Below are 14398 nucleotides of genomic sequence, written 5' to 3'. Positions count from 1 at the left end.
CCGTGACCACGGAGAACGGGAAGCCGCGTCGAGGGGAACTGAGGATCTACCTCGGCGCGGCTCCGGGCGTCGGCAAGACCTTCGCCATGCTCGGCGAGGCGCGGCGGCGCCTGGACCGCGGGACCGACGTCGTCGTCGGGCTGGTGGAGACGCACGGTCGCGCGAAGACCGCGGAGCTCCTCGAGGGCCTCGAAGCCGTCCCGCGGCGCCGGGCCGGGCACCGCGGCCGCGAGTTCGAGGAGATGGACCTCGACGCCGTCCTGGCCCGCGCGCCCGAGGTCGCCGTCGTCGACGAGCTGGCCCACACCAACGTGCCGGGCTCGCGCAACGCCAAGCGCTGGCAGGACGTCGAAGAGCTCCTGGACGCGGGCATAGACGTCCTCTCCACGGTCAACGTCCAGCACCTGCAGAGCCTCAACGACGTCGTCGAGCGGATCACCGGCGTCACCCAGCAGGAGACCGTCCCGGACGAGGTCGTCCGCCGCGCCGAACAGCTGGAACTGGTCGACATCACGCCGGAGGCGCTCCGGCGGCGGCTCGCGCACGGCAACGTCTACCCGGCCGAGCGGATCGACGCCGCCCTCGGCAACTACTTCCGCCCCGGCAACCTCACCGCCCTGCGCGAACTGGCGCTGCTGTGGGTGGCCGACCAGGTCGACGTCGCCCTCCAGCGCTACCGCGCCGAGCAGCGCATCACCGACACGTGGGAGGCCCGCGAACGCGTCGTCGCTTCGATCACCGGCGGCCCGGAGAGCGAGACGCTCATCCGCCGGGCCAGCCGCATCGCCACCCGCGCCGGCGCCGAGCTGCAGGTGGTGCACATCCTGCGCGGCGACGGCCTGGCCGGGATCAGCCCCGCCTCGATGGCCCGCTACCGCAAGCTCGCCGAGGAGGTGGGGGCGACGTTCCACACGGTCGTCGGCGACGACGTGCCTGCCGCGCTCCTGGACTTCGCCCGCGGGGTCAACGCGACCCAGCTCGTCATCGGCACCTCACGCCGCTCGCGGGTGGCGCGGCTGTTCGACGAGGGCATCGGCGCCTCGGTGGTCCGGCGGTCGGGGCCGATCGACGTGCACATGGTCACCCACGAAGAGGCGGGCGGGCGGCTGCGGGCGCGGCTCGGCACCAGCCCGCTCGGGTTCTCGCGGCTGGTGACGGGCTGGGTGCTGGGCATCGTGCTGCCGGTGCTGGTCACCCTGGTCGGCGTCTTCCTGCCGAGCGGGCTCGACTTCGCCACCGACGTCATCGCCTACGTGCTGGCCACGGTCGTCGTCGCCCTGGTCGGCGGCCTCGGCCCGGCGCTGGTCGCGGCCGTCTTCGGCGCCGGGCTGCTCAACTTCTTCTTCACGCCGCCGCTCTACACGCTCAACGTGCACACCCCGCAGAACCTGGTGACGCTGATCGCGATGGTCGTGGTCGCGGTGCTGGTCGCACTGGTCGTCGACCAGGCCGCGCGCCGGGCCGCGCAGGCGGCGCGGGCCCGGACCGAGGCGGCCCTGCTGGCCTCCTACGCCCGGACCGTGCTGACCCACGCGAACCCGATCGAGCGGCTGCTGGCCAAGCTCCGCGAGAACTTCGCGCTGACGTCGGTGACGCTGCTGGAGAAGCAGGACGGCGTCTGGCAGTGCGTGGCGACCGCGGGGGAGCACCCCTGCACCGACCCGGACGAGGCGGACGTCGACATCGCCGTCACCGCCGACGTCCACCTGACCCTGCGCGGGCGGGCGCTGCCCGCGGCGGACCGGCGGGTGCTGGAAGCCGTGGCCGGCCAGGCCCTGCTCGCCCTGCGGCAGCAGCGGATGGCGGCCGCGGCGGCCCGCGCCGAGCGCAAGGCCGAGGCGACCGAGCTGCGCACGACGCTGCTCTCGGCCGTCGGCCACGACCTGCGGACGCCGCTGACCTCGATCAAGGCGTCGATCGGCAGCCTGCGCGCGCCCGACCTGGCACTGTCCGAAGAGGACACCGCGGAGCTGATGGAGGCCATCGAGCTGTCCGCCGACCGGCTCGCCGGCCTGATCGACAACCTGCTCGACTCGTCCCGGCTGGCGACCGGGGCGGTCAAGCCGCACCTGCGCCCGGTGGGCTACGACGAAGTCGTCGCGCACGCGCTGTCCAATGTAGACAACTCGGACGACGTCGTGGTGGCGATCGACGACGACCTCCCGTCGGTGCTGGCCGATCCCGGCCTGCTGGAGCGGGTGGTGGCGAACGTGCTGGACAACGCCCTGCGCCACGGCGGGGCCCCGGTCTCGGCGCGGGCCAGCGCGCACTCCGGCCGGGTCGAGCTGCGGATCGTCGACCACGGCAAGGGCCTGCGCAAGGGGGCGGCGGACTCGGCGTTCGCGCCGTTCCAGCGGCTCGGCGGCGACCGGGACACGACGCCGGGCGTCGGGCTCGGGCTGTCGGTGGCGAAGGGGTTCACCGAGGCGATGGGCGGCACCATCCGCGCCGAGGACACCCCGGGTGGCGGGCTCACGGTCGTGGTCGCCCTGCCCGCGTTCAGTGTGGAGTACGAACAGGAGGGGGTGCGATGAGCGACCCGGGCGCCACCGTGCTGGTGGTGGACGACGAGCCGCAGATCGTGCGGGCACTGCGGATCAACCTGACCGCCCGCGGCTACAAGGTGATCACCGCGCACGACGGCACGGCCGCGTTGAAGGCGGTGGCCGAGACCAAGCCCGACGTCGTCGTGCTGGACCTCGGCCTGCCGGACCTCGACGGCACGGAGGTGATCGCGGGCCTGCGCGGCTGGACGACGGTCCCGATCATCGTGCTGTCCGCCCGCGGCGACTCGGCGGACAAGGTCGAGGCGCTGGACGCGGGCGCCGACGACTACGTGACGAAGCCGTTCGGCATGGACGAGCTGCTGGCCCGCCTGCGGGCGGCGGTCCGCCGCTCGGCGGTGGCGGGCGCGGACGGCGCCGACGCGGTGGTCGACACGGCGTCGTTCACCGTGGACCTGGCGGCGAAGAAGGTCCGCCGCCACGACGGCGTGGAGGTCCACCTGACGAAGACGGAGTGGGGCGTGCTGGAGCTGCTGGTCCGCAACCGCGGCCGGCTGGTGGCGCAGAAGCAGCTTCTGCACGAGGTGTGGGGCCCGTCGTACGAGACGGAGTCGCACTACCTGCGGGTGTACCTGGCCCAGCTGCGGCGCAAGCTGGAGCGCGAGCCCTCCCGGCCCCGGCACCTGCTGACCGAACCCGGGATGGGCTACCGCTTCGAGGTCTGACCCGGTGGGTACTCCCTCGGCGTGACCGAGGGGACGAAGGCGCGGATGCCGGCGAAGGTGGCGTTGGGCCTGGCGGTGACGTGGAGCGTGTTCACGGTCGCGGCCGTCGTCCTCGCCTTCGGCTGGGAAGCGACCGGGTGGCGGGAAGCGCTCCGGTTCGTGTGGCCGGTGTTCGGAACGCTCGCGGCGGCCTTCTACTGGGTCCGGTACTTCCGGACGCGCCGGAGCGGGAGCCGGCCCGGCACCTCCGAGGTCTGAAGGCGGGCTCGGCCGGGTAGTCCTTCCGCACGACCACGGGGTGCGGAAGAAGAACCCGTGGGGCAAGGCCGCGGTACTGCCGGCGGCCGTGCTCAAGGCCGTCTTCGACGTCACGGTCGCCGGCGACGACGAGGACGCCCCATCGCCGGCCGGGACTTCATCGCCGAGATCCAGGCCGAGCCGGACGCGGTGCGCCCGTCCGCGACATCCTGTGGGCCTACCACGGGCCCGAGCAGTACGAGCTGCTCTGCCTGGAACGCGGGTGGTCCGCGGAGCGCTACGGGAAGTTCCTGCGGGACGCGATGGTCTCGGCCGTCCTGGCCCGGTGACGCCGAAGGCCACCGCCGCGGCGGTGGCCTTCGAGGGTGCGTCCTGGTTTACGCCGTGGTGCCGGCGCCGGTCGTGGTCGACGACGGGGCTCCGGCCGAGCTGGAACCGCCACCGGACGGCGGGGGCTCCGCCGAAGTGGAGGAGGTCGGGGGTGGTGCCGACGATGTCGTGGTCGGAGGCGTCTTGGTCGTCGTCGGCGGCGGCTGCGTCGGGTGCTGGCTCGACGGCGGCGGGTTGCCGCCCGTGTCGTTGCGCGGCGGCGGGGGCGGCGACGGCTGGGTGACGACCGTGGTGGTCGTCTTGCCGTCCGGGCTCACCGACACCACGGTCGTGGGCGCGCTCGACGACGACGGGCTCGACGTGGTCGGCGCGCCGCTGGAGGACGCCGGGTCGCTCGACGACGGCGTGGCCGGCAGCGTCTGGACGCCGGCCGGGAGGGTGCCCTGGCCGCCGGGGCCGCCCGTGCCGCCCGCGGTGGACGCGGGGCCCGGTCCGGCGAGCTCGGCCACGGCGGCGAACGCGGTCGCGACGACCAGCCCGGCCACCCCGAGCACGACGTACCCGGTGCGGTTCGGTTTGCTGCTCCTGGGCGGCGCGGTGTCGATCCTGGTGATCCGAGAGCTCGAATCCGACCCGTCGGGGCGGGGCATACGGGGCTCCTTGGGGATTGCGGGGAGGCGCGGTTCTGGCTCGGTGAGGTCGGGAACGGGCTTGTCGGCGGACGCACAGCCACGGCGGGGGATCGACCTCGGCGGGGAGGTTATCACCGGCGTGTGGGTATTCGCCCAGGTAGTGGCCTTGATCCGTTACTGTGCGCGGTCAGCTGACCCGGAAGTGAGGAACGGCGTGAGTGAGGAAGAAACCCACACCCGGCTGACGGCGTGGGTGCGCGGCCGCGTCCAGGGCGTCGGTTTCCGCTGGTGGACGCGCAGCCGCGCGCTGGAACTTGGTCTGGTCGGGAGTGCGAGCAACCTGGCCGACGGGCGTGTCGAGGTGATAGCGGAAGGTAGTCGTGACCACTGTCAGCGGCTGTTGTCCGCGTTACGGTCCGGAGAATCACCCGGAAGTGTGGAGCACGTTGCCGAGCGGTGGTCCGACCCGAAAGGGGGACTCACCGGCTTCGTCGAGCGGTAGCGTGCCCCCTTGGTCCGTCCGGGCCGGTGTGGCTCGTGGTGTTGCTGAGGCCACGGCGGGTGTGCTAGGCGCGCCGAGGAGGGGGCGCGTCCGGCGGCCTCCGGACACCCCCAGGTAGCCTGGGACGATTGAACCGCCAGTACCCGCGGCCAGAGGGGTCAGCACCAAGTGCACCTGAAAAGCCTGACGCTCAAGGGCTTCAAGTCCTTCGCCTCGGCCACCACGCTGCGCTTCGAACCGGGCATCACCTGCGTGGTCGGGCCGAACGGCTCGGGCAAGTCCAACGTGCTCGACGCCCTGCGCTGGGTCATGGGCACCCAGGGCGCCAAGGACCTGCGCGGCGGCAAGATGGAGGACGTCATCTTCGCCGGCACGGCGGGCCGCGCCCCGCTCGGCCGCGCCGAGGTCACCCTCACCATCGACAACACCGACGGCGCGCTGCCGATCGAGTACACCGAGGTCTCGATCACCCGCCGGATGTTCCGCGACGGCGCCAGCGAGTACGAGATCAACGGCGACCGCTGCCGCCTGATGGACGTCCAGGAACTGCTGTCCGACTCCGGCATCGGCCGCGAGATGCACGTCATCGTCGGGCAGGGCCAGCTCTCGGCGATCCTGGAGTCCAAGCCCGAAGAGCGCCGCGCCTTCATCGAAGAGGCCGCCGGTGTCCTCAAGCACCGCAAGCGCAAGGAACAGACCCTGCGCAAGCTGGCCAACATGCAGGGCAACCTCGACCGCCTCGGCGACCTGACGACCGAGCTGCGCCGCCAGCTCAAGCCGCTGGGCAAGCAGGCCGAGATCGCCCGCAAGGCCCAGTCGGTCCAGTCCGAGCTGCGCGACTCCCGCCTGCGCCTGCTCGCCGACGACCTGGTCACCCAGCGCGACGCGATCGCGCGGGAAGAGGCCGACGAGAAGACGGCCCGCGCGCGCCGCGCCGAGGTCGAGCAGACCCTCGAGATCGTCTCCGCGGAGGAAGCCGAGCTGGAAGCCTCGCTCGCCGAGGACGCGCCGCTCCTGCAGGCCGCCCAGGAGACCTGGTACAAGCTGTCCGCACTGGCCGAGCGGCTGCGCGGCACCGTCCGCCTGGCCATCGAGCGCCAGCGGCACCTTTCCGCCGACGTCGCGGCGAACACCGGCGGCCGCGACCCCGAAGAGCTCCTCGAAGAGGCCGAGCGCGTCGCCGAGCAGGAGGAAGAGCTCAACGAGGCCGTCATGGAGGCCCGGGAGCTGCTCGCCCAGACCGTGCTGCGCCGCGAGGACCTCGAACAGCGCGTCCAGGCCGCCGAGCGCGCGCACTGGGCCGCCGTCCGCGCCATCGCCGACCGTCGCGAGGGCATGGCCAAGCTGACCGGCCAGGTCGAGGCGCTGCGCAGCAAGAACGGCGCCACCTCCGACGAGATCGACCGCCTCAGCGTCTCCCTCGAGGAAGCCGCCGAGCGCGCCGAGATCGCCGTCGAAGAACTCGAGATGGCCCAGGCCGAAGGCGGCGCCGAAGAGTCCGACGACGCCGGTCTGATGGATCGCCACGACCGCGCGGTCGAGGCCAACAACGCGGCGAAGGCCCGCGTCGAGGAGCTGGTCAAGGCCGAGCGCGCGGCCGAGCGCGAGATCGCGTCCGAGAAGGCGCGCGTCGAGGCGCTGTCCATCGGGCTCAAGCGCAAGGACGGCGCGGGCGCGCTGCTCGGCGCGGCCCACCAGCTGCCGGGCTTGCTGGGCTCGGTCGCCGCGCTGCTGACGGTCGAGCCGGGCCACGAGGTCGCGCTGGCCGCGGCCCTCGGCCCGGTCGCCGACGCGATCGCCGTCGCGGGCGGTGAAGACGCCCTGCGCGCCCTGAAGTACCTGAAGGAAACGGATTCCGGCCGTGCGGGCATCCTGCTCGGCGGTCCCGAGTCCACTGTGGACACGTACTCGTGGCCGTCGCTGCCGGAAGGCGCGCGCTGGGCCCGCGAGGTCGTCACCGCGCCTGCCCAGTTGCGGCCCGCCGTCGAGCAGGCCCTCGAGAAGCTGGCCATCGTCCGCGACCTCGACGCGGCCCGGCAGCTGGTCGCGGTGCACCCGGACGTCCGCGCGGTCACCGCCGAGGGCGACGTCTTCGGCGCCCGCTGGGCGATCGGCGGCTCGGGCAAGCGCGAGAGCGTGATCGAGGTCCAGGCCGCGGTCGACGAGGCGGCCGAGCGGCTCCGCCTGGCCGAACGCTCGCTGGAGCGGTACGCGGCCGAGCTGGAAGGCGCCCGCGCCGAGCAGCAGGCGCGTCGCGAAGAGGTGTCCCAGGCCAAGGACGCCCTCGGCGAGGCGAAGGTCCGGAAGGCGCGCTCTTCGGAGCGGCTCAGCCGGCTGCAGCAGGCCGCCCGCCAGGCCCAGGCCGAGGTCGAGCGGATCACCGGGCAGCGCGCGAAGGTCGAGCAGAGCCGCGTCCACGCGCTGGCCCAGCTCGCCGAGTTGGAGGAACGGCTCGCCGCCGTCGCCGAGCAGCCGGTCGAGGACGACCCGGACACCGCCGAGCGCGACGCCGCCGTCGAGGAACTGGCCGTCGTGCGGCAGGAGGAGATGGAGGCGCGGCTCGCGCAGCGCACCTCCGAAGAGCGCGCCCGCAGCATCGCCGGCAAGGCCGAAGGCCTCCGCCGCGCCGCGCACGCCGAGCAGCAGGCCCGCGAGCGCGCCGAGCGGGCCGCCGCGGCCCGCAAGCGCGGCGCCGAAATCGCCAACGCCGTCGTCAACGCCGGCGAGATCGCGCTGGAGCGCATCGAGCACTCGGTCCAGCGCGCCGCCGCCGAACGCGATGAGGTCCAGGCCCGCCGCCAGAGCCGCGAGCAGGCCCTGACCGGTGTCCGCGCCAAGGTCCGCGAGCTCACCGGCGAGCTGGAGAAGCTGACCGACGCCGTGCACCGCGACGAGGTGCTGCGCGCCGAGCAGCGGCTGCGGCTGGAGACACTGGAAGCGAAGATCGCCGAGGACTTCGGCATGGGGCTCGAGGACCTCGTCCGCGAGTACGGCCCGGACGTCCCGGTCCCGCCGAGCGCGGGCGAGATGGCCGAGTACGAGGCGGCCAAGGACCGCGGCGAGGACGTCACCCCGCCGCCGCCGATGCCCTACGACCGCGAGACCCAGGCCCGCCGCGCCAAGCGCGCCGAGAAGGACCTGTCGCTGCTGGGCAAGGTGAACCCCCTCGCACTGGAGGAGTTCGCGGCGCTGGAGGAGCGGTACAAGTTCCTCTCCACGCAGCTGGAGGACCTCAAGGACACCCGCAAGGACCTCGAAGCGGTCATCAAGCAGGTCGACGAGAAGATCCTCGAGGTCTTCGCCTCGGCGTACGCGGACGTCGCGCGCGAGTTCGAGACGGTGTTCGGCGTGCTCTTCCCGGGCGGCGAGGGCCGGATGGTGCTCACCGAGCCGGACGACCTGCTGGCCACCGGCGTCGACGTCGAGGCGCGCCCGCCGGGCAAGAAGGTCAAGCGGCTTTCGCTGCTGTCCGGTGGCGAGAAGTCGCTGGTCGCGGTGGGCATGCTGGTCGCGATCTTCCGCGCCCGGCCGTCACCGTTCTACGTCATGGACGAGGTCGAGGCCGCGTTGGACGACACCAACATGCGCCGGCTGATCGGGCTGCTGGAGCAGCTGCGCGACTCGTCGCAGCTGATCATCATCACCCACCAGAAGCCGACCATGGAGATCGCCGACGCCCTCTACGGCGTGAGCATGCAGGGCGACGGCATCACGAAGGTGATTTCGCAGCGCCTGCGCACGACCGAGGAAGACCCGGTCCCGGTCAGCTGACGTCGTCCTCACGCGAGGCGGTGCGGTCTTCGCCTCGCGCGCGGGGCTCGTAATGCCTGAGGTCGCTGCCCAGCCACTGCGCGTCGCCGATCCGCGGCCGGCGCCCGCGGGGTGTGAGCATGCCGCGCTTGACCCCGCGCTTGCGGTCGGACCGGTCCACGACCAGCGCGATGACGAGCACCACGGCCAGGACCGCGCCGAGCCCGATGAAGAACGCCATGCGAAACCCCCTGCTCTCCCGGGTTCAGGCTACGGGGGAGCAGGGGGAAGGACCCGCGGTTTTCAGCCGGCGACCCAGAAGGCGTAGTCCGCCGAGTACCGGACCGCGGCCTGCGCACCGTCCGTGCACGCGCCCGCCGGGGCCACGCCACCGCGGGTGTTCAAGCGCTGGACGTACGTCACCTTGCCGAAGATCCCGTCGCCGGTGTTGAGGTTCGCCTTGAGCAGGACCTCCGGGATCGCGTCCTTGCGCGGCGAGGTCGCCACCGCCGCCGCGCCGACCGTGCTGCCGTCCACGATGGACGTCCAGACCGGGCCCTTGCTGTGCAGTGCCACCGGTTTCCCGTGCTTCGACAGGACCGCGGCGGGCTGGATCAGCGTCCACGCGCCGTTCGTGCAGCCGTAGATCTGCACGCCTTCCGCGGGGAAGGCCGCCACCGGCCGGTTGCCCGCCGGGACCTGGATCGCGTCCGCCACCTTCGGTGCCGCCGGAGTGGCCGAAGCCGTCGCCGCGCCGCCGACCAGCAGGGCACCCGCCGCGAGCGCCACCGTCATCCGCTTCATGGAATCCACCTTCGAAAATCCTCCCGCCGCTTTTCGGCGGGCTCCCGCAATGCGACACGGGTGCCCGCCGGAAACGGTTCAGAAGAATCAGGCGGCGCGGACTTCCTCGGCCACGGCTTCGGCCTCGGCCGCCTTCGGGTCCGGCGTGCGGTGCCGCAGCGAGAGCAGGCCGCCGACGAGCAGGGTGATGACCACGCCCATCAGCGTGTACCACGGGTAGGCGAGCGCCACCTTGTCCCCGGCCGCCTTGCCGAAGTCGACGCCGATCAGGCCGCCGGTCTTCGCGTTGAACTTCACGCCGAGGATCACGAACGCCATCACCACCACCGTGACCACGAACGCGACGATCGCGTCCACCTGCCGCGCCTTCTTGATCAGCAGGCCGAGCAGGAACGAGCCGAGCAGCGCGCCGTAGGTGTAGCCGGTGATGGCCAGGCCGAGCTCGATCACCGAGTTCTTCGTGGTGGAGAACAGCGACGCGAACACCGCGAACACGACGGCCCAGATCAGTGTCCACATGCGACCGTGCTGCAGCAGTTTCGAATCCTCGGGTGAACGTTTGGTGAACCGCTGGTAGAGGTCCGCCACGGTCGACGTCGAAAGCGCGTTGAGCGCCGAGGCCAGAGCGCCCATCGTCGAGGCGAGGACACCGGCGATGAGCAGGCCGGAGACGCCGACCGGCAGGTCGTCGATGATGAACCGCGAGAACACGTCGTCCGGGCTCTGCAACCCGAGCTGCGCCACGGATTTCCGGCCGTTGAACACCCAGAGCATCGCGCCGACCAGCAGGAACAACGCAAACTGGACGGTGACGATGATGCCGCTGCCGATCAGCGCCTTCTGGCCGTCGCGCAGGCTGCGCGTGGCCAGCAGCCGCTGCGCGATCAGCTGGTCGGCGCCGTGGGAGGCCATCGACAGCGCCGCGCCGCCGAGCACCGCCGTCACGAAGGCGTACGGGCTGGTCAGCAGGTTCTTCGAGAAGTCGACGAGCATGAACTTGCCGTCCGCGGACGCCTGCGAGGCCCAGTCGGCGGGCAGCTTGTTCAGCAGCACGATCGCGGCCACCGCGGCGCCGCCCAGGTAGAGCGACAGCTGGATGACGTCGACCCAGACGACCGCCTTGATCCCGCCGATGTAGGCGTAGACCAGCGTCAGTGCGGTGAGGATGACGACGATCACCCAGTAGTCGAGGTGGATGCCGTAGTGGCCGAGGATCACCTTGATCGGGATCGCGCCGGCGAACAGGCGCACACCTTCGGCGAGCAGCCGCGTGATCACGAACGTGACCGACGCGGTGCCCTGCAGTCCGGAGCCGAACCGCTTCCCGAGGAACGCGTACGCGCTGACGAGGTTGCCCCGGAAGTACCGCGGCAGCAGCACGAACGCGGCGATCGTCCGGCCGATGATGTAGCCGAACGCCAGCTGCAGGAACAGGAACGCGTTGCCGAAGACCAGCCCGGGCGTGCTGATCACGGTCAGCGTCGAGGTCTCCGTGGCCACCACGGACAGCATCACCGCGCCCCACGGGAGGCTGCGCTCACCGACGAAGTAGTCGGCCGCCGACCGTTGTCTCCGGCCGACGAGCACGCCGATCAGCGGCATGGCCGCCAGGTAGACCACGATGATGGCGAGGTCGACACCGCGCATGGATCACTCCTACCGTTCTCCGGCCTTCTCCGCGACTCGCAACCGGGTCACGCTGCCCCCCAGCGGGGCGGGAAGGATCAGGGGGCCGGCGCCCGGGACCAGCGCGCCGAGCACGCGCGGCCCGCGGGCACCGGTCGCCGACGGCACGGTACCGGGCACACCGCACCAGGTCAGCCAGCCCAGCAACGCGGTCAGGTACGCCTCCTTGCCGGCACCGGGCAGGCCGAGGTCGTCGCTGGTCTTGACCACGGCCGACGGCAGGGCGCGGACCAGCGCGGCCATCAGCGCCGGGTTCGCGACGCCGCCGCCGGAGGCGATGACGGTCGTGACGCCGTGCCGGCGGCACTGGTCGGCCACGGTGACGGCGGTCAGTTCGGTCAGCGTCGCGAGCAGGTCGCCGGGCTCGACCGGGTCCAGGCCGGCGAGTGCGGTGTCGAGGAAGTCCGCGTTGAAGTGCTCCTTGCCGGTGGACTTCGGCGGCGGGGCGGCGAAGTACGGGTCGGCCTGCAGCCGCCCGAGCAGGTCCCGGCGGACCGACCCGCCGAGCGCGAGCTTTCCGTAGACGTCGCTGCGCTGTCCGCGCACGCGGTGGGCCGCGAGGTCGAGCAGGGCGTTGGCGGGGCCGGTGTCGTAGGCGATCACCGGCCGGTCCTCGGCGACGACGGTGATGTTCGCGATGCCGCCGAGGTTGAGCGCGGCGACCGGACGGCCGGTGTCCTCGGCGAGGCCGCGCAGCCACAGGTGGTCGAGCGTGCTGGCCAGCGGCGCCCCGTGGCCGCCCGCGGCGACGTCACGGGCGCGCAGGTCGGCGCACACGGGCAGCCCGGTGCGTTCGGCGATCCAGGCGGGCTGGCCGAGTTGCAGCGTGCCGCGGACGCGGCCGTCCGCCACCCAGTGGAAGACCGTCTGGCCCAGCGACGCGACCAGGTCCGCGGTGCCGGCCAGCTCTTCGGCACCGCGCGCGGCGGCGTCGGCGAACGCCTGGCCGACGCCGGTGTCGAGCCGGGTCAGCTCGCCGGCGGTGCACGGGTTCGGCGGCAGCGCGGCGAGCAGGGCTTCGCGGAGGGGCTCCGGGTAGGGGATTTCCAGCTCGCCGAGCGGTGTCAGGACGACGGTGTCGTCCTCGGCGTGCAGATCGGCTGCGGCCACGTCGATGCCGTCGAGCGACGTGCCCGAAATCAGGCCGATCACCCGGAAGCCGTGGCTCGCGCTTTTCCCCATCCGGAGGGGTTTAGTGGAGGCTCCCGTGTGACGCAACCCACTTGGTGAAGTCTTGGCCCAATCGCGACCTAGGTGGTGATGAATTGCCTGTGCGGACGGGGTGTCCGGGGCGGGGGAGCGCGGATGAAAGGATGGGTCCGTGTCGAGCACCTGGTTCCTGTTCGTAGTCGTCGCTGTCGTCGTCCTGGTCGCCCTGCTGGTGACCGGCCTGCTGATCGCACGCAGGCGGCGGATCAGCCTGGACGCCCAGCGCGAGGTCGAGGCGAAACCGAAGGGCGGTTCGTACGCGGCCAGCGGGGGCATCGCGCTCGCGCCCGGCGGCACGGCCGAGGCCGAAGCCCCCGAGCACCCGGTCGAGGACCGGCCGGAGGTCGACGGCCAGCCCGCGGTGGGCGACGACGCGGCGGTGCCGCGCGACTCGGCCCAGCGCACGGTCCGCGACGTCAAGCTGCCGGACGCCGAGGTCGTCGAACCGGCCCCGGCCGCCGAGGAGATCGATCCGGCGACCGGCCGCATGGAGCGGCTGCGCGGCCGGCTGTCGAAGTCCCGCTCGGTGTTCGGGACGAGCCTGCTGGGCCTGCTCGGCGCGGGCGACCTCGACGAGGACTCCTGGCAGGACGTCGAAGACACGCTGCTGATGGCCGACCTGGGTGCGGCCACCACGAACCAGATCGTCGAGCGCCTGCGCGACGAGCTGTCCCGGCGCGCGGTGCGGTCCTCGGCGGAGGCGCGCGAGGTGCTGCACGAGGTGCTGACGGCGCAGCTGTCCACCGACGGCCACCGGGCGGTCCGGGCGCTGCCGCACACGGTCGACGGGCGCAAGCAGCCCGCGGTGGTGCTGGTGGCGGGCGTGAACGGCACCGGCAAGACGACGACAACGGGCAAGCTGGCCCGCGTCCTGGTCGCCCAGGGCGGAACGGTCCTGCTGGGAGCGGCGGACACGTTCCGCGCGGCGGCGGCCGACCAGCTGCAGACGTGGGCCGAGCGCGTGGGAGCGGAGGTCGTCCGCGGCAAGGAGGGGGCGGACCCGGCGGCGGTGGCGTTCGACGCGGTCAAGCGCGGCGTGGACACGGGCGTGGACGCGGTCCTGGTCGACACGGCGGGCCGCCTGCACACGAAGACGGGCCTGATGGACGAGCTGGGCAAGGTCAAGCGCGTCGTGGAGAAGCAGGCCAAGGTCGACGAGGTCCTGCTGGTCCTGGACGCGACGACGGGCCAGAACGGGCTGATGCAGGCCCGGGTGTTCGCCGAGGTGATCGACGTGACGGGCATCGTCCTGACGAAGCTGGACGGGACGGCCAAGGGCGGCATCGTGTTCCAGGTCCAGAAGGAGCTGGGGGTGCCGGTGAAGCTGGTCGGGCTCGGCGAGGGGCCGGACGACCTGGCCCCGTTCGAGCCCGGTGCCTTCGTGGACGCCCTGCTCGGCTAGCGGACCTTCGCCGGCGGCTCCAGCCGGAACAACGGCGTCCCGTCCGCCTTGCGCAGCCCCAGCTGCAGGATCACCGGCGCCGACGGGCGGTTCACCGGGATGAGGCACGGGGACGTCCCGCGGGCCGGCACGGTCAGGTGGGACCAGCCGATGCCCTGCAGCGTGCGGTGGGCCGGGTCGACCACCATCGCCGCGCTGAAGTAGCGGCCGCTGGGGACCGCGATGCGGGCCGTGTGGCCGAGGATCGCCGAGAACGCCGTGCCGGTGCGGCCGCCGTCCTCCTGCATCGTGAGGATCACCGGTGTCCGGCCCTTCGCGCCGTGGTGCCGCACGGTGATCTCGACGGTGCCCGCGGCGGTCTTCGCCGGGCCCGGCCAGGCGGGCGACGCGGGTGAGCCGTCGAGCGCGCGGTCGACGAGCCGGTCCAGGAGGTTCGAAGCGGCGCCCTGCGCGAGCCAGGCCAAGGCACCGGCGTGCGTGTCCATGCGGTCTCCGGCGATATTCGGGTGACGGCGGCGGGCGCGCCGGCGCAGAATCCGGGCATGCCCGGTTGACGCACGCGCGCCCCTCCTCGTGGAAGACGCCCCGAAGCCGTC

At 72.6% G+C, this 14398-nt stretch carries 12 protein-coding genes; 6 read left to right on the top strand and 6 right to left on the bottom strand.

Annotated elements, in window-relative coordinates; translation table 11 throughout:
• Positions 1 to 2: 2 nt before the first annotated feature.
• Genes HUT10_RS17675 through HUT10_RS17665 form a run of 3 tightly spaced genes read left to right on the top strand, consistent with a single transcriptional unit; the run spans position 3 to position 3487 of the window.
• Entirely contained in the window at positions 3 to 2534 is a 2532-nt protein-coding gene (locus tag HUT10_RS17675) for a DUF4118 domain-containing protein (RefSeq protein ID WP_176172226.1), read from the top strand.
• Entirely contained in the window at positions 2531 to 3229 is a 699-nt protein-coding gene (locus tag HUT10_RS17670) for a response regulator (RefSeq protein ID WP_176172225.1), read from the top strand. The genes HUT10_RS17675 and HUT10_RS17670 overlap by 4 nt, the downstream gene beginning before the upstream one ends.
• A 21-nt stretch (positions 3230 to 3250) precedes the next feature.
• Positions 3251 to 3487 (top strand): hypothetical protein, encoded by a 237-nt coding sequence (locus HUT10_RS17665; protein WP_176172224.1) that lies wholly within the window; start codon positions 3251 to 3253, stop codon positions 3485 to 3487.
• A 377-nt stretch (positions 3488 to 3864) separates the two neighbouring features.
• Here the strand turns inward: HUT10_RS17665 and HUT10_RS17660 are convergent, their stop codons facing one another.
• Positions 3865 to 4467, bottom strand: coding sequence for a hypothetical protein (locus HUT10_RS17660; RefSeq protein WP_176172223.1), 603 nt, complete (start codon positions 4465 to 4467; stop codon positions 3865 to 3867).
• Positions 4468 to 4663: 196 nt separating this feature from the next.
• Between HUT10_RS17660 and HUT10_RS17655 the strand changes: the two genes are divergently transcribed.
• The gene (locus tag HUT10_RS17655; protein WP_176172222.1) at positions 4664 to 4951 is read left to right on the top strand and encodes an acylphosphatase; all 288 of its coding nucleotides are present in this window, start codon (positions 4664 to 4666) and stop codon (positions 4949 to 4951) included.
• Positions 4952 to 5119: 168 nt separating this feature from the next.
• Positions 5120 to 8722 (top strand): chromosome segregation protein SMC, encoded by a 3603-nt coding sequence (smc, locus tag HUT10_RS17650; RefSeq protein WP_176172221.1) that lies wholly within the window; start codon positions 5120 to 5122, stop codon positions 8720 to 8722.
• On the opposite strand, the gene HUT10_RS17645 is transcribed toward smc, so the two are convergent.
• From HUT10_RS17645 to HUT10_RS17630, 4 genes are all read right to left on the bottom strand, one after another.
• Positions 8715 to 8942 carry a hypothetical protein gene (locus HUT10_RS17645; protein WP_176172220.1) on the bottom strand — a complete coding sequence of 76 codons (228 nt, stop codon included), beginning with the start codon at positions 8940 to 8942 and terminating at the stop codon, positions 8715 to 8717. The genes smc and HUT10_RS17645 overlap by 8 nt on opposite strands.
• Before the next feature lie 62 nt (positions 8943 to 9004).
• Entirely contained in the window at positions 9005 to 9505 is a 501-nt protein-coding gene (locus tag HUT10_RS17640) for a DUF3455 domain-containing protein (RefSeq protein ID WP_176172219.1), read from the bottom strand.
• A gap of 87 nt (positions 9506 to 9592) precedes the next feature.
• Positions 9593 to 11152, bottom strand: a complete 1560-nt coding sequence (locus HUT10_RS17635) for a sodium:solute symporter (RefSeq protein WP_176172218.1) — start codon at positions 11150 to 11152, stop codon at positions 9593 to 9595.
• A 9-nt stretch (positions 11153 to 11161) separates the two neighbouring features.
• Positions 11162 to 12373, bottom strand: a complete 1212-nt coding sequence (locus HUT10_RS17630; protein WP_176172217.1) for an anhydro-N-acetylmuramic acid kinase — start codon at positions 12371 to 12373, stop codon at positions 11162 to 11164.
• A 139-nt stretch (positions 12374 to 12512) separates the two neighbouring features.
• Between HUT10_RS17630 and ftsY the strand changes: the two genes are divergently transcribed.
• Positions 12513 to 13802, top strand: coding sequence for a signal recognition particle-docking protein FtsY (ftsY, locus tag HUT10_RS17625; protein ID WP_176172216.1), 1290 nt, complete (start codon positions 12513 to 12515; stop codon positions 13800 to 13802).
• Here the strand turns inward: ftsY and HUT10_RS17620 are convergent.
• Entirely contained in the window at positions 13799 to 14287 is a 489-nt protein-coding gene (locus HUT10_RS17620; protein ID WP_176172215.1) for a hypothetical protein, read from the bottom strand. The genes ftsY and HUT10_RS17620 overlap by 4 nt on opposite strands.
• Between the last annotated feature and the right edge of the window lie 111 nt (positions 14288 to 14398).

This window comes from Amycolatopsis sp. Hca4 (assembly GCF_013364075.1).
In the GTDB taxonomy this organism is placed as follows: domain Bacteria; phylum Actinomycetota; class Actinomycetes; order Mycobacteriales; family Pseudonocardiaceae; genus Amycolatopsis.
This window is presented reverse-complemented; position numbering and strand designations above follow the sequence as displayed.